The sequence below is a fragment of the Hymenobacter sp. genome (genome assembly GCF_036388155.1).
GTDB lineage: Bacteria > Bacteroidota > Bacteroidia > Cytophagales > Hymenobacteraceae > Hymenobacter.
The window spans coordinates 57,655-76,698 of sequence record NZ_DASVSI010000138.1 but is presented as its reverse complement, the minus strand read 5'-3'; the positions used below and the strand labels follow the sequence as shown (position 1 = coordinate 76,698).

Here is a 19,044-nt window from a genome sequence, read left to right as displayed (position 1 = left end):
CGCTACGGCACACTGGCTTCAGAGTTGGTCTAATCCGTTCAATTGATTGACCATTGCGGTAGAGCTGCTTCGACTGCGCGGACGCCAGATGAGCAGGACGGCCTGTTTGCCAATATGCTATTTTCCACACTTACTCACTAGCAAAGTCACTTTTGCGAGTCTTTCCGGCCCGCGAAGCAGGAGCAGCCATTGCTCGCCGTACTTTCGCGCCATGCGTTTTCTTCCTGCTGCTTTCCTCCTGCTTGCCACTGCCTGCGTTCCTTTGGGCACGCCCATCACCAGCACCAGCCCAGCCGCTGGCGGTGCCGCTAGGCCCCCCGAATACTACGCCGACAAAACCCTGCGCTACCAGGACTACACCTACTCGCCCGACGTGCGCAGCGTGCAGTGCTACGCCGCCACCGGCCAGCAGAATGAGGTGTTTCAGCCGCCGGTGGTGCCCCTGGGCCAAACCCAGGCCATCACGCTGGAGTTTGACGTGCTGGGCCAGCAAAGCCAGCGCTACACCGCCAAGCTCATTCACTGCGACGTGGACTGGAAGCCGTCGGTGCTCACCGATTTGCAGTTTCTCAACGAGATAAACGAGTTTCTGATAACCGACTACCGCGTGGGCGTGGGCGGCAAGGTGCCCTACTTCCACTACCGCATGCGGGCGCCGGGCGTGAAGCTCAGCGGCAACTACCTGCTGGTGGTGCAGGCCCAGGGCAGTGTGCCGCTGGTGTCGCGGCGGCTGGTGGTGTATGAAAACCGCGTGCAAGTGGCCCTGAAACCGGGCATTGTGGTGGGCGGCCAGGAGCGCTACACCCTGCAGCAGCTCGACTTTGGCATTGGGTATTCGGGCGTCGATTTGGTGAACCCGGCCGTGGAGGTGAAGGTGGTGCTGCGCCAGAACTTCCGCTGGGACAACGCCAAGTACAACCTGCGCCCCACCTTCGTGCGCGACGCCGAGCGGCGGCTCGACTACCAGTACTTCGGCTTCGAAAACGCCTTTCCGGGCCTGAGCGAGTACCGCTTTTTCGACACGCGCTCGGTGCAGGCGGCCGGCATTGGGGTGCAGCGCGTCGACCCGCGCACCAATCCCGTCACGGCCACGCTGCTGCCCGAAACCAGCCGCGCCAAGCTGGCCTACAACCAATACCAGGACGCCAACGGCCAGCGCGTATTCGAAAGCCGCGAGTTCGGCAACGGCGCCGTCAATGCCGACTACGCCGACGTGACGTTCCAGCTAAAAGCCGAACAGCCGGCGCCGGGCCCGGTGTACGTGCTGGGCACCCTCACCGACTGGCAGCTCAAGGACGAGTTCAAACTGGCCTACGACGAAGCCACGAAGCTTTACACGGGCCACGCGCTCCTCAAGCAAGGCTACTACAACTACAGCTTTGCCGTGGGCGGCGGGCCGAGCGGCGTGCCCAACGAGGTTTACTTCGAAGGCACCCACCAGGAAACCGAAAACCAGTACGACCTGCTGGTGTACTACCGCCCGCCGGGCACCCGCGCCGACTTGCTCATTGGCTACCAGCAGGTGGCGGTGAACAGCCGCCCGTAAGGCCAGTCAACAACCCATCGGCCGAGGTTGCGTTTTAGTCTGCACTTTCCGAAGCCGCGCGCGGCTTCCGGCTACTGCTCTTTCTCGCTAAACGCTCCCACCCATGAAAACACGCCTGCTTATTGGCGGTACGCTGGCCTGCTTTGGCTTGGCCAGCGGCTGCGCCACCAACCCGGTCACGGGCAAAAAGGAGGTCATTCTGGTGTCTGAAGACCAGGAGGTGGCCATGGGCGCGCAGTCGGACCCGGCAGTGACGGCCCAGTTTGGCCTGTACCCCGACCAGAAAATCCAGAAATTCATCGACGAGAAGGGCCAGAAGATGGCCGCCATCTCGCACCGCAGCAACCTGAAATACCAGTTTCGGGTGGTCGACTCACCGGTGATAAACGCTTTTGCCGTGCCGGGCGGCTACGTGTACTTCACGCGGGGCATCATGGCCCACTTCAACAACGAGGCCCAGTTTGCCGGAGTGCTCGGCCATGAAATCGGGCACGTTACGGCACGGCACTCGGCGCGGCAGCAAACCAAGGCGCTGCTGGGCCAGGTGGGCCTGATGGGCGCCATGATTGCCTCGCCGCGGGTGGCCGAGTTTGGCGAGCAGGCCATGCAGGGCATGCAGCTGCTGTTTCTCAAGTTTGGGCGCGACGACGAGCGGCAGTCCGACGAGCTGGGCGTGCAGTACTCTTCCAAAATTGGCTACGACGCCAGCCAGATGGCTGACTTTTTCCAAACCCTGGCCCGCGAGCAGCAGAAGTCCACGGCCGAAGCCATCCCCGACTTCCTCTCCACCCACCCCAACCCCGAAGACCGGTACAACACCGTGCACCAGCTGGCCGACCAGTGGAAGCAGGCCAACGGCAACCCCACCCTGGCCGTTAACCGCGACCAGTACCTGCGCCTCATCGACGGGCTGGTGTACGGCGAAGACCCCAAGCAGGGCTTCGTGGAAAACGGCATGTTCTACCACCCCGACCTGAAGTTTCAGCTGCCAGTGCCCGCCGGCTGGAAGCACCAGAACACGCCCCAGCAATTCCAGATGGCCGACCCCGGCGGCAAGGGCTTGCTCATCCTGATGACGGCCCCCGGCGCCAGCCTCGACGAAGCCGCCCAGGCCATCACCAAGCAGCTCAGCCTGCAGCCCACTGAGTCGCGCCGCACCACCATCAACGGCTTCCCGGCCATTGCCTTCGTGGCCGACCAGGTGCAGCAGGACCAGCAAACCGGCCAGCAAGTGGCGGGCGTGCGCGTGCTGGGCCACGTCATTGAGGACGGCAAGACGCTGTATGTGCTGCTGGGCGTGGCCGCGCCCGCCGACTTCCCCACCTACGCCCCGCAGTTCACCAGCGTAGCCGAAGCCTTCCAGCGCCTCACCGACCGCGACAAACTCACCCGCCAGCCCGAGCGTATCCGCGTCAAGAAGCTGACGCTGCGTAGCAACCTCGCGCAGGCCCTCACCGCCAACGGTGTACCCGCCAAGCGCCACGAAGAAATGGCCATTCTCAACGGCATGCAGCTCAACGAACAAGTGAACGCCGGCTCGCTGATAAAGGTGGTTGGAAAATAACTGGCATGTTGTTGGTTTAATCCTCGGCAGGCTTGCCGCGCAACCCTACTTTCAGCCGTGCGTTTGCAGGCACAACCGTTGCATCTTTCGCAACCATTCAGATTATTGGATATGAACTTCTCCCCCGTGCGCCTCGGCGCAGCCCTCGTACTGCTTGGCTCGCTAGCCAGCGCCACACCCACCAGCCGCACCGACCAAGGCCCCGAGCCCGACCCGCAGGTGCTCGCCCAATTTGGCCTGTACAACAACCCCACCCTCCAGCGCCTGATTGACACCAAAGGCCAGCAGATGAACAAGGTGTCGGACCGCCCCGGCAACTACGGCTTCACCATCGTCGACTCGCCCATCATCAACGCCTTCGCCACGCCCGATGGCCACGTGTACTTCACGCGGGGCATCATGGCCCACTTCAACAACGAAGCCCAGTTTGCGGGCGTGCTCGGTCACGAGCTGGGCCACATCACGGCCAAACACGGCCAGAGCCAGCAGCGCCGCTCCACGGTGGCGGGCATTGGCTTGCTGCTGGGCTCTATTGTAGCCCCGAAGCTGGCGCAGTCCATCGGCGGCATTGCGCAGCAGGGGTTGGGCGTGCTGTTCCTGAAATACGGCCGCGACGACGAGCGGGAATCTGACCAGTTGGGGGTGAAATACTCCACCAAAATTGGCTACGACGCCAGTTACATGGCCGATTTCTTCCAGACCTTGCAGCGCAGCGAGCAGGCCGGCGGCGGTTCAAGTACGCCCACCTTCCTCTCTTCTCACCCCAACTCGGCCGACCGCTACGCCACGGTGAAGAAGCTGGCGGCGCAAGCCAAGCAAAACGCCGGCGGGCAGCAGCTCAACGTGGGCCGCGACTCCTACCTGCGCATGCTGGAAGGCCTGCCCTACGGCGAAGACCCGCGCCAGGGCTTCGTGGAAGGCGGCGTCTTCTACCACCCCGACCTGAAATTTCGCATGCCCATTCCCTCGGGTTGGAAGTCGCAAAACTCGCCCACGCAGTTCCAGATGGCCGAGCCCAACGGCAAAGCCATCATTGCGCTGGTGCCCGCCTCGGGTGGCTCGCTCGATGCCGCCGCTCAAGCCCTGGCCAAAGCCGTCGGCCTGCAGTCGGCTAACGCCCAGCGCACCACCATCAACGGCTTTCCGGCTGTGGTGATGCAGGGCCAACAAGCCGACCAGCAAGGCCAAGCCGGCGCCGCCGTACTGGCCCACGTCATTCAGGACGGCAGCAACTACTACGGCATCGTGGGCCTGACCGCGCCGGCCTCGCTTTCGAGCTACGCCAACACCTTCAGCGGCGTGGCCCAGGGCTTCTCCCGCCTCACCGACGCCAACAAGCTGAACCGCCAGTCGGCTAAAATTCGCATCAAAGCCGCCACTGGCAATCAGACGTTGGCCCAGGCCCTGAGCGCCAGCGGCGTGCCCACCAACCGGCACGAGGAATTGGCCATCCTAAACGGCATGCAGCGCACCGACCGTTTGCCCAAAGGCATGCTGTTTAAGACAATCAGCCAGTAATCTGAACCACGGATTCATTCGGATTAGCCGGATTTCACGGATTTTGTGAACGATTGACGGGGGTGTTGCATCCGCGTGGTCTGTTTTGGCTGAGCTACATTCGTAGCTCAGCCATTTTTTATGTTACTGGATACGCGCTTTAACGAACGAACTCACAAAATTGTGGGCTGCGCCATGGCCGTGCATCGGATGCTGGGCAATGGTTTTCAAGAAGTCATTTATCAGCGCAGCTTGGCAATTGAGATGGAACAGGCAGGTTTGCGCTTTGCCCGGGAAATGGAAATGCCTATTTTCTACAAAGGAGTCGATGTGGGCACACGTCGAGTGGATTTTCTAGTGGAAGAAGTAGTATTAGTAGAATTGAAGGCGTTGTCAGGACTGAATCAATCAAATTTTGCTCAGATAATCAACTATCTTGAAGCTTATCGGCTTGAGGTAGGTCTTCTCATTAATTTCGGCGAGACTAGCTTAAGACACAAGCGTTTCATCAAAAGCCAACCGCGCACAACGCAGTTTTTGGCCTGAGCAGTAAAAGCAAAAAGCCGCTCGAAGGAGCGGCTTTTGGTAAAGAATCAATCGTCCACAAAATCCGTGAAATCCGGCTAATCCGAATGAATCCGTGGTTCAGACATTAAAGCGGAAGTGCATGATGTCGCCGTCCTGCACCACGTAATCTTTGCCTTCGACGGCCATTTTACCGGCTTCTTTGATTTTGACTTCGGTCTTGTACTCCTGATAGTCCGGCAGCTTAATTACCTCGGCCCGGATAAAGCCCTTCTCGAAATCGGAGTGAATGACACCGGCCGCGGCGGGGGCTTTGTCGCCGCGGTGAATGGTCCAGGCGCGCACTTCCTGCACGCCGGCGGTGAAGTAGGTTATTAGGTTCAGCAGCTCGTAGCTGGCCCGGATGAGCTTGTTCAGGCCCGACTCGGTGAGGCCGTACTCGCCCAGGAACATGGCCTTTTCTTCGGGGTCTTCCATCTCGGCAATCTGGGCTTCGATGGCGGCCGACACCAGCACCACTTGGGCGCCTTCGGCCTTCACGTGCTCGCGCAGGGCGGTTACGTGGTTGTTGCCGTTGCTGGCAATGCTGGCTTCGTCCACGTTGGCCACGTAAATCACGGGCTTGACGGTGAGCAGCTGCAGGTCGGCAATGGCTTCGAGGTCGTCGGCCGAAGCCTCCACGGCGCGGGCGTTCTGACCAGCTTCAAGCGCCGCTTTGAATTTCTGCAGCGACACCACTTCCTTTTTGGCCACGGCGTCGCCCGCCTTGGCGCTGCGCTCCGACTTTTGCAGCTTCTTGTCGACGCTTTCCAGGTCTTTGAGCTGCAGCTCGGTGTCGATGACGTCTTTGTCGAAAACGGGGTCAACGCCGCCGGCCACGTGCACAATGTTGGGGTCGTCGAAGCAGCGCACCACGTGGATAATGGCGTCCACTTCACGGATGTTGGCCAGGAATTTATTGCCCAAACCTTCGCCCTTGCTGGCGCCTTTCACGAGGCCGGCAATGTCGACAAACTCGATAATCGTGGGCAGCACGCGCTTGGGGTTCACCAGCGCCTCCAGAATCTGCAGGCGCTCGTCGGGCACGGTGATGACGCCCACGTTCGGCTCGATGGTGCAAAACGGGTAGTTGGCCGATTCGGCCTTGGCGTTGGATAGAGCGTTAAAAAGAGTCGATTTGCCGACGTTTGGCAAGCCGACGATACCACAGCGGAGGCCCATTTCTTGGAGTTATGATTTGTGAGTTACGAATTATGAGTTGGGCACAATTCGGGTGCAAAGGTACGACAGGGAGTAGCGCGCCCGTGCCCGGCAGGGACTTTGTGGTTCGCATCCCCGCGCCGTTAAAGGCGTTCTGGTTTCCGCCAGGGGCGCGGACTACAAAGTCCCTGCCGGGCACGGGCGCGCTACAGCAAAACGGCGCGAACAGACTCTCGTCCATTCGCGCCGTTGGCCGGGCCATAAAATTAACCGCTAATCATTGACCATTACTCACTACAATTAATAGCTGTCGTCGCTGCGGTTGGGGTCAAAAGCCGGGCGGTCGAGCTCGCGGCGGGGCTGGTCGCGCTCGTCGTATTCGCGGGGGCGGTCCAGTTCGGCCACTTCTTCGGGGCTCAGCAATTCTTCGCGCACGTAGTCCACGGCATCCTGCAGGGCGTCGACGAACTTGAGGAAATCTTCCTTGTAGAGGAAAATCTTATGCTTTTCATAACTCACCGAGTCGTCGCCGTTCTGGCGGCGCTTGCTTTCGGTGATGGTCAGGTAGTAGTCCTGGCCGCGGGTGGCTTTCACGTCGAAGAAATACGTGCGCTTACCGGCTTTAATGCGTTGGGAATAAATTTCTTCCTGGTCGTGACGGTCGTCCACAGGGATGGGTTGGGGGTATGGGTGGGAAATAGCGTCGAGCTTTGATTGAAAGGCCTAACTTACGAAGCGAGCGGCAAAGATAAACGCGACCGGTAGCGTTGGTGTTGAGGGCAAAGAGTTGAGAAGCTTGTTATCCGGAACGTCATGCAGATTATCCGCAACGTCATGCAGCGCGCAGCGAAGCATCTCGCCCGCAGTAAGTAATCGGTTGAAGCACGCGAGATGCTTCGCTGCGCTCTGCATGACGTTCTTTATACTCTCAATACTCTCCATCCTGCCTCCTCCCCTGCCATGCCCATTGACCTCGCTGCGATTCGCTCCTTCGAAAACCTCGAATTCCTGGCCCGCCAGCTGGTCGATGGGTTCATCACCGGCCTGCACCAGTCGCCCTACCACGGGTTTTCGGTGGAGTTCTCGGAACACCGCCTCTACAACCCCGGCGAAAGCACCCGCCACATCGACTGGAAGGTGTTTGCCCGCACCGACAAGCTGTTCGTGAAGCGCTACGAGGAAGAAACCAACCTGCGCGCCCACCTGCTGCTCGACGTGAGCCCCAGCATGTACTACCCCGCGCCGGGCTACGACAAACTGAAATTCAGCATCCTGGCGGCGGCTTCGCTCACCACCCTGCTCACCCGGCAGCGCGACGCGGTGGGCCTCGTCACCTTCGCCGAAACCGTGGAGCTGCAAACGCCGGTGCGCTCCACCAGCACCCACCGCCACACCCTGCTGCTGGCCCTGCAACAACTGCTGGAGCGCCCGCCCGCGCCCAAATCCGTGCGCGGCACCGACGTGGCCGGCACCGTGCACGCCATCGCGCAGCAAATTCCCAAACGCTCGCTCGTCATCATTTTCAGCGACATGCTGGGTCGCAGCCCCGCCGAGCAAGAGGCCGCCTTGGCCGCGCTGCAGCACCTCAAGCACCAGCACCACGAGGTGCTGCTGTTTCACGTGCTCGACCGCACCACCGAAGCCAATTTCGAGTTCGCCGAGCGGCCCTACATCTTCGAAGACGTCGAAACCGGCCTGGAAATCAAGCTCCAGCCCTCCCAGATTAAGGACCAGTACCAGGCCGCCATGACGGCTTACGAGCAAGAGCTGGCCCTGCGCTGCGGGCAGCTGCGCATCGATTTTGTGCCCGTCGACGTGCGCGAGCCCTTCGAAAAAGTCCTCTACGCGTACCTGATAAAGCGCGGCAAGGTGAAATAACCGGCGACTTTACGTTTCTTTTCTTCCTTTTGCTGTCACGCTGTGGGGTTCGTTGAAATACTATTGATTTTGGGCGGGGCCCTGGTGTTCGCGCCGATAACGGCCTACATCGCCTCCAGTCACGGCCGTTCCTTTTGGCGCTGGTTTGCGCTGGGCATGGCACTGCCGTTCTTTTCGGTGTTTGTGGCGCTCTTTGTGGCCATGCGCTCTCAGTGGGCCGAGGAGCGGGCGGCGGGGTCGCGGCCGAAGTCGCCGCCCACGGCCTAAATGGGGCCAACTGGTGGGCAAAACCTGGCCCGGGCACTACCTTTGCGGGCGCATTGCAATACGTTGGATTCCGGATGTTAGAAGCCCTCATTGTCATTTTAACCCCGCTGTTCTTCATGCCGTTGATGACAGCTTTCATGGCGTACAGCCACGGCCGGTCGTTCTGGCGCTGGTTTGGGGTGGGGTGTGGCCTTCCCTACGTCTCGTTGTTCATCATCATGTTCGTGGTGCACCGCGACCGGAAAAGGCAGGCGCTTGCCCCCGCCGCATAGGTAAGTTCTCGTTCATTATCACCCTTTTTCATGACTCCCTACACCGTACTCCTCGTTCTGCATTCCTGGTCGCGCTGGCTGGTCATCGTGTTTGGCCTCATCGCCATTTACCGCGCCTACGTGGGCTGGACCGGCGGCTGCCGCTTCGTGGGCGCCGACAACGGCATGGGTGCCAGCTTTGTGGGTTCCATGCACTTGCAGGTGCTGCTGGGGCTGGGGCTGTATTTTGGCCTGAGTCCCTGGGGCCTCAACGCCATGAAGCAGGCCGGCGCCATGCAAGACCCCACCAAGCGGTTTTTCGGGGTCGAGCACATTGCCGTGATGCTGCTGGCCGCCGTGCTGGCCCAGGTGGGCCGCAGCCTTTCCAAAAAAGCCACCGACGATACCCTCAAGCACAAAAAAGCCTTCGTGTTTTTTGGCATTGCCCTGCTGCTTGTGCTGCTCATGATACCGTGGGGCATCTGGAATCCGGCGCGTCCGGCATTTCGTTTTTAAGGTTTTACCTATTAAGTTTGGCTTGCTACGTATTACACGCAGCCTTTCTGTTATTTTGCTAGAATTTCTATCATTATTTTGCCAGTGTCCACCGCCCCGAAACGTTCCTACTCTGTAGAGGACTTCTCTGATTTGATAAACACGCGACTTCAGGCAATTGAAAGTCAGAACGAAGCACAGCAACGTTACGGCCGCCTATTGGCCGTGTTGCGTCAGCAAGTAGACTCCTACCGCAAACGACACCCGCGGAAATAAATACGTACTGCGGTCGTTAGACACGACCATCAGCGCAAGAAGGCCGCCGGAGAGTTCTCCAGCGGCCTTCTTGCTTTTCACCAACGCCTCTACAAAAACATGCCGCCCGAGGCTTCGAGCCGCTGGGCGTTTACCCAGCGGGCCTCCTCGGAGCAGAGAAAGGCCACCACGCCGCCAATGTCATCGGGCTGGCCGGTGCGGCCCAAGGCGGTTTGCGAGGCCACGAAAGCGTTGAGCTGGGCATTGTCGCGCACGGCCCCGCCGCCAAAGTCGGTTTCGATGGCGCCGGGCGCCACCACGTTGGCCGCAATGCCGCGGGCGCCCAGTTCCTTGGCCTGGTAGCGCGTCAGCACCTCAACGGCGCCTTTCATGGCCGCGTAGGCCGACGAGCCGGGCAGCGCAAACCGGGCCAACCCCGACGAAACGTTGACGATGCGGCCGCCGTCGGCCAGCAGCGGCAGGGCCTTTTGCGTGAGGAAGAACGGGCCCTTGAGGTGAATGTTCATCACCTCGTCGAACTGCGCTTCGGTGGTGTCGGCGAAGGCGGCGTGCAAGCCCGTGCCAGCGTTGTTAATCAGAAAGTTGAAGTACTCGGCGCCAAAGGTTTCGCGTAGCGCCGCGGCCACCCGGTCGAAGAAATCATCGAAGCCGGTCGTATTGGCTGCGTCGAGCTGCAGGGCCACGGCTTTTTGGCCCAGCGCGTGTATCTCGGCCACTACGCCGTCGGCTTCGGCGCTTTTGCTATGGTAGGTGAGGATGACGTCGAGGCCTTTTTTGGCCAGGCTCAGGGCCATGTTTTTGCCCAGGCCGCGGCTGCCGCCGGTCACCAGGGCGATTTTGGAAGTGCTCATCAGTTCAATGGGTTGGGGTGAATGATGAGGCAAAGTTCCGGGCGCGGGCGGCCTGGTTTATGGTGAGTAGTTCAGTTTAAATGGTGACACCTTCCGTTTTTGCCTCGCGCTGGGCGGCCCACACCTGCTCGCGGTAGTGCTTGGGCGTGCTGCCCTCGAAGCGCTTGAAGAACTTCGTGAAATTCGACGGGTCGTAGGTGAGGTTGGCCGCGATGTCGGCCACGGAGCGCGTGGGGTCGTGCAGCAGCCGCCGGGCCACGTCCATGATGCGGGCCTCAAAATAATAGCACGGCGGGTGGCCAGTGGTGAGCTTAATGGTGTTGCTCAGGTGCGTGGGGTGAATGTGCAGCAGGCCGGCAAAGTCGCGTATCTCGAACATTTCCGTGGCCCGGCCGGACACCACGTCGGCCAGGTGCACGTCTATTTCCCGCAGGAAATCGGCCATGATTTCGTGCTGACGGGCCAGTATTTTCTTGGGGATGGGCGTGGAAGGCATAGCGGGGCAGCAAAGGGATTTTGCGTAAATGACGCAGGGAAACCAAGTTTATTTTCTATACTTCGACATACCTAACAACTTCACAACCCCATGGGCTTTTTTTCTGCATTACTCGGCAATGCCGGCGTGGTTCAACCCGCCGAACTACAGGACGAATACGGCGTGCTGCTCGCCAACGGCGAGGTCATTGAAATTGGCTTTAAGCTGGTGCGCGACGTGTTCATTTTCACCAACAAACGACTGATTTTGGTGGAGAAGCAAGGCCTCACCGGCAAGAAAACCGACTACCTGTCCATTGCCTACAAAAGCATCTCCCGGTTTGGCATCGAAACCGCCGGCCACCTGGACCTCGACGCCGAGCTCAAAATCTGGGTGTCGAGCGAGCTGCAGCCCAGCATCGTGCGCACGTTCAACAGCCAAGTCAACATCTACGACGTGCAGCGGGTACTGGCGCAGCACGTGCTGGGATAGATTTTTCCGCGGCCAGAATCTGCTTTCAACACAGCCAGCAGGTGACTATTTTTGAACAACCTGCCGTTGCGTCCCATGCATTCCACTTCCGACACCCTGACTGCCTCTTCGGCTCGATTAGCGGTTCATGCCGAACCTGACGCTGCGTGCCTGAACTGCAGCGCTGTTCTCACCGGTCCGTTTTGCGCGCAGTGTGGGCAAAGCGCCAATACGCACCGCTTCACCTTTGCGCACCTGCTGCACGAGGTTCCGCACAGCATTTGGCACGTTGACCGGGGCCTGCCCTACACCATCAAGGAAATGCTGGTTCGTCCGGGGCACACCATGCGTCGCTACCTGGCCGGGCAGCGGGTCGAGTTGTTTCGGCCGGTGGCGCTGCTGCTGTTGCTGGGAGGCATTGCCTCCTTTCTGTTCCTGGCCATGCACCTTCAATTGGCCGAGCCTGCCCGGCCGGCCGCAACCGAGCACGAACGCGAAGCCTTTGCCGCAAACCAGCTGGTCTTTAAATACTTCTCGTGGTTCACGGTAGGCATGCTGCCCGTGCTTGCGTTCCTCTCCTGGGCCCTGCTGCGCCGGCTGCGCTACAACTTTGTGGAGCATTTGCTCGCCAACGCCTTGGTGATGGGCACCGTGCTGGTGGTGCAGATGCTCTTTTCCCCCTCATGAAATGGGCCAACGGCACTCCCTGGTTCAAAATCATTTACATTTTCGAAACCCTCTCGATGCCTCTTTACCAAACGTGGGCCTATGCCCTGTTTGCCCTCGGTGCTTACCGCTTGGCCGGCAGCTTGTGGCGCGGCTTTGCGATTGCCGCGGTGGGGCTGCTGGTCAACTCCCTGTTGATTGAGACGATAAGCCACTGGCTGGTCCGGCTCGCGCACTAACCTTCGTGCCGGCGCGATGCCTCCCTCGCCGGTGGGGCGCAGGCTCACCAATCTCTGGTTGTGGATGTTGTGGATTGTTCTTACCTTTTCAGGGCTTCCCGTAGTGTCATTTCGTCATCGCAACCCTCGCCTATGTCCTTTGACTACTCTACCCACCTAACGGCCGTAGTAGCCGTCGACGCCCTGGAGCGGGCCCCCACCGGCGGCCCGCCGGCCCACCACGCCTGCCTCGACTGCGGCACGGCCCTCACCGACCGGTTTTGCGCACACTGCGGGCAGCCGGCCGACACGCACCGCATCACCCTGAAGCACCTGCTGTTTCACGACCTGCCTCACTCCATCTGGCACGTCGACAAAGGGTTGGCGTACACATTTTACCAAATGATAACACGCCCCGGCCTGACCATCCGGGGGTACCTGGCGGGGCAGCGCACGCGGCAGTTCCGGCCGGTGAGCTACCTGCTGCTACTCGTGGGCTTTTCAGCCCTGCTCATGTCGGCCTTTCAGACGGACTTGCAGCAGGCCATGCTCACGGCGCAGCCCACCACGGCGGGTTCCCCCCCGGTGGCGCTCATGTCGGTGGTGCTGGACCGTTACATTTCTATCTTAATCAAACACCCGTACCTGATGCAGTTGGTGCTTCTGCCACTCAACAGCTTGGTGGCGTGGTGGCTGCTGCGGCGGGCCGGCTACAACTACGCCGAGGTGCTGCTGGCCAACTGCTTCATCGGGGGCACTCTCACCATCGTCAGCCTCACCATTATGCTGCCCACCCTGCTGGCAGGCAACCCGGCGTTCCTCAGGGTAGCTTCGCAGCTGGTGTATATCCCGACGCTGGTGTACACGCTCTGGGTGAACGCGCAGTTGCTGCTGGCCGCTCCCGCGCTTACCGCGGCGCGGCGCTACGGCCGGGCGCTGGGCATTTCCCTAATGCAATTCGTGGTGCTGCTGCTGGCGGCGTTGGTGTGCATCATTGTTCTTACCGTACAGGTGTTAAACGAGCGGCCGGACCTACGGCCAAAACTTCCACCAAAGAAGCCGCAGACTGCCGCCCAGCGCTAGCCCCTGAACTACCGCCCCTGTCAGGGCACAAATAAGCCCGCCGCGGTTCCAACGGCGGGCTTATTTGTGCCCTGACAGGGGCGGCAATTACCGGCCTAGCATGTGCTGCGCAAGCCACCCACGCGCATGCAACGGCCCCGGCGCGCTAGCGAGCGGCCCATATGCCCGCAATATTATTCTTTGCTGCAACTGGCCAGACGCTCAGCCCAATTGCTTAACTTTAATGGCAAGCACTTTTTCCTTCCCGCTTAGTTTATGCAGCACACGTCTACTTCCGAAGTAGTTATCGCCCCGGAGCTGGCGGAGGCCGTGCACGCCCTGCCCGCCACCGACACCGCCCCGGCGCACGCAGCGGCCGAGTGCCTGAACTGCGGACACCCCGTTCCCGACCGGTTTTGCGGGCGCTGCGGGCAGGATGCGCACCACACGCACCGCCTCACGCTGAAGGACATGCCCCACGACATTCTGCACAGCATCTGGCACGTCGATAAGGGCATTCTCTATACGCTGAAGACAATGGTGTTCCGGCCCGGTCCCACCATCCGGGCCTACCTGGCGGGCAAGCGCGTCGACCATTTCCGGCCGTTGTCGCTGCTGTTCCTCATTACAGGCTTGTACGCCTTGTTCTACTCGGTGCTGCACATCGACATGATGCCGCCCAAAGACCCGAACATGCCCGAGGCAGCATACCAGATACAGCGCTCCTTCAGTACGTTTTTCATGAAGTACCTGACCTGGTGCTACCTGGCCACGGTGCCGGCCTGGGCGCTGGCGGCCCGCTTGTTTTTGCGGCGCGGCGGCTACAACTACGCCGAATGCCTCATTATTGCCGCCTTTATTACGGCCATCAATAACTTCCTCAGCTTGCTGCTGCTACCCGTCACCTACGCCTACAGCGGCACGCCTCAGATTCAGACGTTCAGCTTTTACGCGCTGCTGCTGGTGGTAGCCTATGCCTCGTGGGCCTACGGCAGTTTGCTTAATCACACCACCATCGGCCGGCTGGGCCGCCTCTGGCGCGGCTTCATGACGTTTATGCTGGGCTACTTCATCCTCATTGTAGCAGGTATAATTTTGATATTCACCCTGAACTGGTCCAGCATCAAGCAGTCGGCAATGCAGCAGGCCAAAGCCAAACAGGAGCAGCAGCGGCAAGCAGCCGGTGCCCAGCCGCCCAAGGCTCGGCCGTCCCAGACCGCGCCGCAGCCCCGGTAGCCGAAACAGTAGATTCAGGAGCTAAAAAAACGCCCGCCGCTGAGGTTCAGCGGCGGGCGTTTTTTTAGCTCCTGAATCTACTGGCAATTACTGCCCCAGCACGATGGCGAACACCAGCGGCGCCACGATGGTCGCGTCGCTTTCGATGATGTACTTCGGGGTTTTCTCGCCCAGCTTGCCCCAGGTGATTTTCTCGTTGGGCACGGCGCCGGAGTAGCTGCCGTAGCTAGTGGTGGAGTCCGAAATCTGGCAGAAGTAGCCCCACAGCGGCACCTCGTGGCGCTGCAAGTCCTGGTGCAGCATGGGCACCACGCAGATGGGGAAGTCGCCGGCAATGCCGCCGCCAATCTGGAAGAAGCCGATTTTGCTTTCCTCGGTGGCGGTTTGGGTGTACCAGTCGGCCAGGTACATCATGTACTGAATGCCGGTGCGCATGGTGTGCACGTTCTTGATGTCGCCCGTCATCACGTGGCCGGTGTAGATGTTGCCCAGCGTGGAGTCTTCCCAGCCGGGGCACACAATCGGCAGGTTTTTCTCGGCCGCGGCCAGCATCCAGGAGTTCTTGGGGTCAATCTGGTAGTACTGCTCCAACTCGCCCGAGAGCAGAATCTGGTAGAAGAACTCGTGGGGGAAGTACGATTCGCCGGCCTTGTCGGCCTTTTCCCAATACTTCAGCACCACGTGCTCGAGGCGGCGCATGGCTTCCTCTTCCGGGATGCAGGTATCGGTCACGCGGTTGAGGTGGCGCTTGAGCAGGTCTTGCTCATCGGCGGCCGTCAGGTCGCGGTAGTTCGGAATCCGCTCGTAGAAGTCGTGGGCTACCAGGTTGAAGATATCTTCTTCCAGGTTGGCACCGGTACAGCTGATAATCTGCACTTTGTCCTGGCGAATCAGCTCGGCGAGTTGAATGCCGAGTTCGGCCGTGCTCATGGCGCCGGCCAGGGTTATCATCATCTTACCGCCATCGGCGAGGTGCTTGTTGTAGCCATCGGCCGCGTCGATGAGGGCTGCGGCGTTGAAGTGGCGGAAATGATGGCGGAGGAAGTTGGTTACTTGCATTGCGGGGGAATGGGGATTGAATTATTTTCCGGTTTTAAACGCTCTTTCTGAACGTCATGCCGAGCGCAGCGAAGCATCTCGCTCGTGGTAGTAATCAGCTGGAGCACGCGAGATGCTTCGCTGCGCTCGGCATGACGGGCTTTTTTTGATGTGTTGAACAACAATGCCTGCCTATACCGGCGACTCAATCATCAGGTTGTGGTTGGTGTAAATGCAGATGTCGGCGGCAATGTGCAGGGCGTCTTCCACCATCTGCCGCGCCGACAAATGGGGGGCGTGTTTCTTAAGCGCCAACGCGGCGGCCTGGGCAAACATGGCGCCGCTGCCGATGGCCGCCACGTCGGAGTCAGGCTCCAGCACGTCGCCGGTGCCGCTGAGGATGAGCAGCTCGTCTTTGTCGGCCACCACCATCATGGCTTCCAACTTGCGCAAGTACTGGTCTTTGCGCCAGTCTTTGGCCAGCTCAATGGCGGCGCGCTTCAGGTTGCCGCCGTAGCTGGTCAGCTTCTCCTCGAAGCGGTCGAGCAGCATGAAGGCGTCGGCGGTGGAGCCGGCGAAACCGGTCACCACTTTGCCGTCGAGCAGCTTGCGGATTTTGCGCACGTTGTTCTTGGCCACGTGCTTGTCCATAGTGGCCTGGCCGTCGGCGCCGAGGGCAATTTCGCCGTTGTGGCGAATGCCGAGAACGGTAGTTGAGCGAATCTTGGTCATGTAATGAAGTAAGCATCTTACCAGCCAATACGGCGCGGATGCGAAGTGGGGCCAAAATTACGCCCCACCGCCTAACCAAACCGCCCGGTCCTGCAGACCGGGCGGCAGGTAGCGGGTAACCCACAAGCGGCAAACGACTTAGAAGCGGGCCTGCAGTTTGGCGAACACAAACCGGCCGTTGGAGCCCATCTGCAGGGGGTCCCAGGCACCGCCGGTTTCGGTGCGCTGCGGGTCAAACAACGTGGGGAACACCCCAAACAGGTTGGAGCTGCCCACCGCTAGCTGCAAATGCGGCGTCAGGGCATAGCTCAAGGTCAGGTCCGTGGTGATGCGCGAGGCGTAGTTCATTTGCAGGCCGTCGAAGTCGAGCAGCGTCACCTTGTCGAAGCGCACGAAGCGCAGCAGCGCGCCCCAGCGGCTCACCTGGTAGTCGAAGGTGAGGTTGATTTTGGAAGGCGGCGCCGACGCTTTCACAAAGGCCTGTTCGCGGGCCCCGAAGAAGTCGTCTTCGCGGCCCGCCAGGCGGCCCGACGTCTTCACCCGGTCCACGCGCAGGTTGTTGAAGTTGGCGGCCAGCGTGGAGGTAAGGCGGCCCGTGCCCACGGTCACAAAATGATTCAGCACCACGTCCAGGCCCAGCGAGCGGGTGTCGGCGGCGTTGGCGAAGAACTGGGCCTGGTCCACGTTCAGGGCCACCAGGTCGGCGCCAATCACGGGGTCATCGGCTCCAAATTGGGAGGTGAGCACGACCCGGTCTTTCACCTTGATGTAGTAGCCGTCCACCGTGAGGCTCACCGCCGAGCCCAGGCGGCTGGTAAAGCCCACGTTGGCGCTGGTCGAAGTTTCCTGCTTCAGGCTCGGGATGCCCAGCTTCTGGGTTACGGCGCTGTTGTTGCGCGCCAGCAGCACCTCCACCGGGTCGCCGCCGATGAAGTTGGTGAACGTGGAGTTGAAGTTAATTTGGGCCAGCGAGGGCGCCCGGAAGCCGGTGCTAAACGTGCCGCGCACCGTCAGGAAATCGGTCAGGTTGTAGCGGGTCGAGGCTTTGTAGTTGAGGGTGCTGCCGAAGTCGCTGTAGTTTTCGAAGCGCAGGGCGGCGGCCAGCAGCCAGCGCTGGGTCAGGCTCAGCTCCGCGTCGACGTAAGCGCCCAGGTTGTTGCGCTTGGCTTCGATGGCGTCGCTGGGCTGGTAGCCTGGGAAGCCCTGTGAGCCGCCCGACAAACTAGGGTCGTAGTTGCGGTAAGACGCTTCTTCGCCCGCGAATAAGGAATACCACTCGCGGCGCGCCTCCGCGCCCGCGGCCACATTCAACCCTTGCAGCACGGTTTTGTAGTTGCGCGTGAGGCCCACGCTCACCACGTCCTGGTCCAGCTGGAAGCCGCCCGCGTTGAACGAGGTGGGCGAAGCCGCTCCCAGCGAGGCGTTCAGCGTGTTGCGCAGGCCGTACTCGAAACTGTTCGAGCCGAAGTTGTTGCTAATGTCCAGCTCCCAGCCCCCCAGCCTAGTACGTATCCCAACCACGGCCGACAAATCCTCGATGTCGCTGGTAATAATTGGGTCGAAGCCGTTGGGGTAGATGGCGGGCACGTTGCGGTCGTCGTCGGCAAACCGGGTCCAGGCGTAGGCGTCGCCCTTGCGCTTGTTGAACCCACCAAAGGCGTAAACGTGCGCCTTGTCGCTGAGCGCAAACTTCGAGTTCACGTAAAGCGCGGCGTTGGAAATTTCCGGGTCGCCGTACTCGCGCCGGGCCAGGCCGTTGGGCGAGGGCACGTTGGCCCGCTGGGTGTGCTGGCGCTGGTTGTAGTCGAGCGTGGCATTAACGAAGCTGCCCTTTTCGCCCAGTGCGATGCCGTAGTGGACGTTTGCGTTGAAGTTGCCGCGTCGAAGTCTTGGTCGTCGCGGCGGTATTTGGCGGTGTACGCCCCGTAGTTGGCGCTGGCCGTGAGCTCCTTCACCGAGCTTTTCAGCACGATGTTGATGACGCCCGCAATGGCGTCGGAGCCGTACTGGGCGGCCGCCCCATCGCGCAGTATCTCAATCCGCTCGATGGACGCGGCCGGAATCACGTTCAGGTCGGTGCCGGTGTTGCCGCGGCCGCGCGAGCCAAACAGGTTCACCAGCGCCGACTGGTGCTGGCGCTTGCCGTTCACCAGCACCAGGGTTTGGTCGGGGCCCAGGCCACGCAGCGAGGCCGGGTCCACGTGGTCGGCGCCGTCGGAGCCGGTTTGGCGGTTGGAGTTGAAGGACGGCGCCACAAACTGCAGCAGCTGGTTCACGTCGAGCTGGCCCGTTTTCGCCGTCACTTCCCGGATGTCGATGATGTCAACCGGCGAGGGCGAGTCCGTCACGGAGCGGTTGGCGCTACGCGAGCCCACCACTTGCACGGCGTCGAGGCTGGTGCTGCTTTCGGCCAGGCTGATGCTTTGCGCGGCGTCCGCTGCTACTTCCTGGGTCGCGTAGCCTAGCGAGCTGATGACCAGCCGCGGCGAGGCGGTGCGAGCGCGTAACGAAAACCGCCCGTCGCCGCCAGTGGCGGTACCGTTGTTGGTGCCTTTTTCCACCACAGTGGCCCCAATCACGGGCCGCTTGGCCGGTCAGGGTGGCACTTTGGCCCCAGGCCATGCTACTCACAAGGCAGATGGGGGCAAGTAATAAACGTTATTTCATGGTAAAGGGTGAAAGGTGATAATGATAGATTAGTAGAAGTATTTATTTCAATTTGTGCAATCTAACAGGTTTGTGCAAAAAAAAACCAGCCGGTGAGGGCTGGTTTTTGGTGACGTTCGCGGTTGGCGC

General features: G+C 60.7%; 21 protein-coding genes. 13 read left to right on the top strand and 8 right to left on the bottom strand.

What is annotated here, in order from left to right; translation table 11 throughout:
- The first annotated feature begins 211 nt into the window (after positions 1–211).
- The 4 genes from VF629_RS19450 to VF629_RS19435 all read left to right on the top strand — a co-directional run bounded on the left by VF629_RS19450 (position 212) and on the right by VF629_RS19435 (position 5,153).
- On the top strand, positions 212–1,546 hold the full coding sequence (locus tag VF629_RS19450) for a DUF5103 domain-containing protein (RefSeq protein ID WP_331060171.1): 1,335 nt from the start codon (positions 212–214) through the stop codon (positions 1,544–1,546).
- 103 nt (positions 1,547–1,649) lie between these two features.
- A complete protein-coding gene (locus VF629_RS19445; RefSeq protein WP_331060170.1) occupies positions 1,650–3,110 on the top strand; it encodes a M48 family metalloprotease in 1,461 nt (486 codons plus the stop codon).
- A gap of 111 nt (positions 3,111–3,221) precedes the next feature.
- The gene (locus VF629_RS19440; RefSeq protein WP_331060169.1) at positions 3,222–4,628 is read left to right on the top strand and encodes a M48 family metalloprotease; all 1,407 of its coding nucleotides are present in this window, start codon (positions 3,222–3,224) and stop codon (positions 4,626–4,628) included.
- Positions 4,629–4,748: 120 nt separating this feature from the next.
- Entirely contained in the window at positions 4,749–5,153 is a 405-nt protein-coding gene (locus VF629_RS19435; RefSeq protein ID WP_331060168.1) for a GxxExxY protein, read from the top strand.
- 99 nt (positions 5,154–5,252) lie between these two features.
- Here VF629_RS19435 and ychF read toward each other — a convergent pair whose 3' ends face one another.
- Positions 5,253–6,353 (bottom strand): redox-regulated ATPase YchF, encoded by a 1,101-nt coding sequence (gene ychF, locus VF629_RS19430; RefSeq protein WP_331060167.1) that lies wholly within the window; start codon positions 6,351–6,353, stop codon positions 5,253–5,255.
- A 279-nt stretch (positions 6,354–6,632) separates the two neighbouring features.
- Positions 6,633–7,001, bottom strand: coding sequence for a DUF3276 family protein (locus VF629_RS19425; RefSeq protein ID WP_331060166.1), 369 nt, complete (start codon positions 6,999–7,001; stop codon positions 6,633–6,635).
- A gap of 291 nt (positions 7,002–7,292) precedes the next feature.
- Between VF629_RS19425 and VF629_RS19420 the strand changes: the two genes are divergently transcribed.
- The 4 genes from VF629_RS19420 to VF629_RS19405 all read left to right on the top strand — a co-directional run bounded on the left by VF629_RS19420 (position 7,293) and on the right by VF629_RS19405 (position 9,244).
- The gene (locus VF629_RS19420) at positions 7,293–8,210 is read left to right on the top strand and encodes a DUF58 domain-containing protein (RefSeq protein WP_331060165.1); all 918 of its coding nucleotides are present in this window, start codon (positions 7,293–7,295) and stop codon (positions 8,208–8,210) included.
- Between the two features lie 42 nt (positions 8,211–8,252).
- A complete protein-coding gene (locus VF629_RS19415; RefSeq protein WP_331060164.1) occupies positions 8,253–8,477 on the top strand; it encodes a hypothetical protein in 225 nt (74 codons plus the stop codon).
- Positions 8,478–8,602: 125 nt separating this feature from the next.
- The gene (locus tag VF629_RS19410; RefSeq protein WP_331060163.1) at positions 8,603–8,749 is read left to right on the top strand and encodes a hypothetical protein; all 147 of its coding nucleotides are present in this window, start codon (positions 8,603–8,605) and stop codon (positions 8,747–8,749) included.
- Between the two features lie 30 nt (positions 8,750–8,779).
- A complete protein-coding gene (locus tag VF629_RS19405; protein ID WP_331060162.1) occupies positions 8,780–9,244 on the top strand; it encodes a hypothetical protein in 465 nt (154 codons plus the stop codon).
- Between the two features lie 344 nt (positions 9,245–9,588).
- Here the strand turns inward: VF629_RS19405 and VF629_RS19400 are convergent, their stop codons facing one another.
- Together VF629_RS19400 and VF629_RS19395 are read right to left on the bottom strand one after the other, a co-directional pair.
- Positions 9,589–10,350 carry an SDR family oxidoreductase gene (locus VF629_RS19400; RefSeq protein ID WP_331060161.1) on the bottom strand — a complete coding sequence of 254 codons (762 nt, stop codon included), beginning with the start codon at positions 10,348–10,350 and terminating at the stop codon, positions 9,589–9,591.
- A 76-nt stretch (positions 10,351–10,426) separates the two neighbouring features.
- A complete protein-coding gene (locus VF629_RS19395) occupies positions 10,427–10,846 on the bottom strand; it encodes an AraC family transcriptional regulator (RefSeq protein WP_331060160.1) in 420 nt (139 codons plus the stop codon).
- A gap of 90 nt (positions 10,847–10,936) precedes the next feature.
- Here VF629_RS19395 and VF629_RS19390 point away from each other — a divergent pair, with 90 nt between their 5' ends.
- The 5 genes from VF629_RS19390 to VF629_RS19370 all read left to right on the top strand — a co-directional run bounded on the left by VF629_RS19390 (position 10,937) and on the right by VF629_RS19370 (position 14,478).
- A complete protein-coding gene (locus tag VF629_RS19390; RefSeq protein ID WP_331060159.1) occupies positions 10,937–11,317 on the top strand; it encodes a PH domain-containing protein in 381 nt (126 codons plus the stop codon).
- 75 nt (positions 11,318–11,392) lie between these two features.
- The gene (locus tag VF629_RS19385; protein WP_331060158.1) at positions 11,393–11,983 is read left to right on the top strand and encodes a DUF3667 domain-containing protein; all 591 of its coding nucleotides are present in this window, start codon (positions 11,393–11,395) and stop codon (positions 11,981–11,983) included.
- Complete coding sequence (locus tag VF629_RS19380) at positions 11,980–12,201, top strand: hypothetical protein (protein WP_331060157.1); 222 nt, start codon at positions 11,980–11,982, stop codon at positions 12,199–12,201. The genes VF629_RS19385 and VF629_RS19380 overlap by 4 nt, the downstream gene beginning before the upstream one ends.
- Before the next feature lie 132 nt (positions 12,202–12,333).
- Entirely contained in the window at positions 12,334–13,263 is a 930-nt protein-coding gene (locus VF629_RS19375; RefSeq protein ID WP_331060156.1) for a DUF3667 domain-containing protein, read from the top strand.
- Positions 13,264–13,518: 255 nt separating this feature from the next.
- Positions 13,519–14,478 carry a DUF3667 domain-containing protein gene (locus tag VF629_RS19370; RefSeq protein WP_331060155.1) on the top strand — a complete coding sequence of 320 codons (960 nt, stop codon included), beginning with the start codon at positions 13,519–13,521 and terminating at the stop codon, positions 14,476–14,478.
- Positions 14,479–14,565: 87 nt separating this feature from the next.
- Here VF629_RS19370 and VF629_RS19365 read toward each other — a convergent pair whose 3' ends face one another.
- From VF629_RS19365 to VF629_RS19350, 4 genes are all read right to left on the bottom strand, one after another.
- A complete protein-coding gene (locus VF629_RS19365; protein ID WP_331060154.1) occupies positions 14,566–15,537 on the bottom strand; it encodes a deoxyhypusine synthase family protein in 972 nt (323 codons plus the stop codon).
- 171 nt (positions 15,538–15,708) lie between these two features.
- Positions 15,709–16,248, bottom strand: a complete 540-nt coding sequence (hslV, locus tag VF629_RS19360; RefSeq protein ID WP_331060153.1) for an ATP-dependent protease subunit HslV — start codon at positions 16,246–16,248, stop codon at positions 15,709–15,711.
- A 138-nt stretch (positions 16,249–16,386) separates the two neighbouring features.
- Positions 16,387–18,018: a TonB-dependent receptor plug domain-containing protein gene (locus tag VF629_RS19355; RefSeq protein ID WP_331060152.1), complete on the bottom strand. Its 1,632-nt coding sequence runs from the start codon at positions 18,016–18,018 to the stop codon at positions 16,387–16,389.
- The gene (locus VF629_RS19350) at positions 17,946–18,827 is read right to left on the bottom strand and encodes a TonB-dependent receptor (protein WP_331060151.1); all 882 of its coding nucleotides are present in this window, start codon (positions 18,825–18,827) and stop codon (positions 17,946–17,948) included. Before VF629_RS19350 ends, VF629_RS19355 begins: the two co-directional genes overlap by 73 nt.
- Positions 18,828–19,044 lie beyond the last annotated feature (217 nt).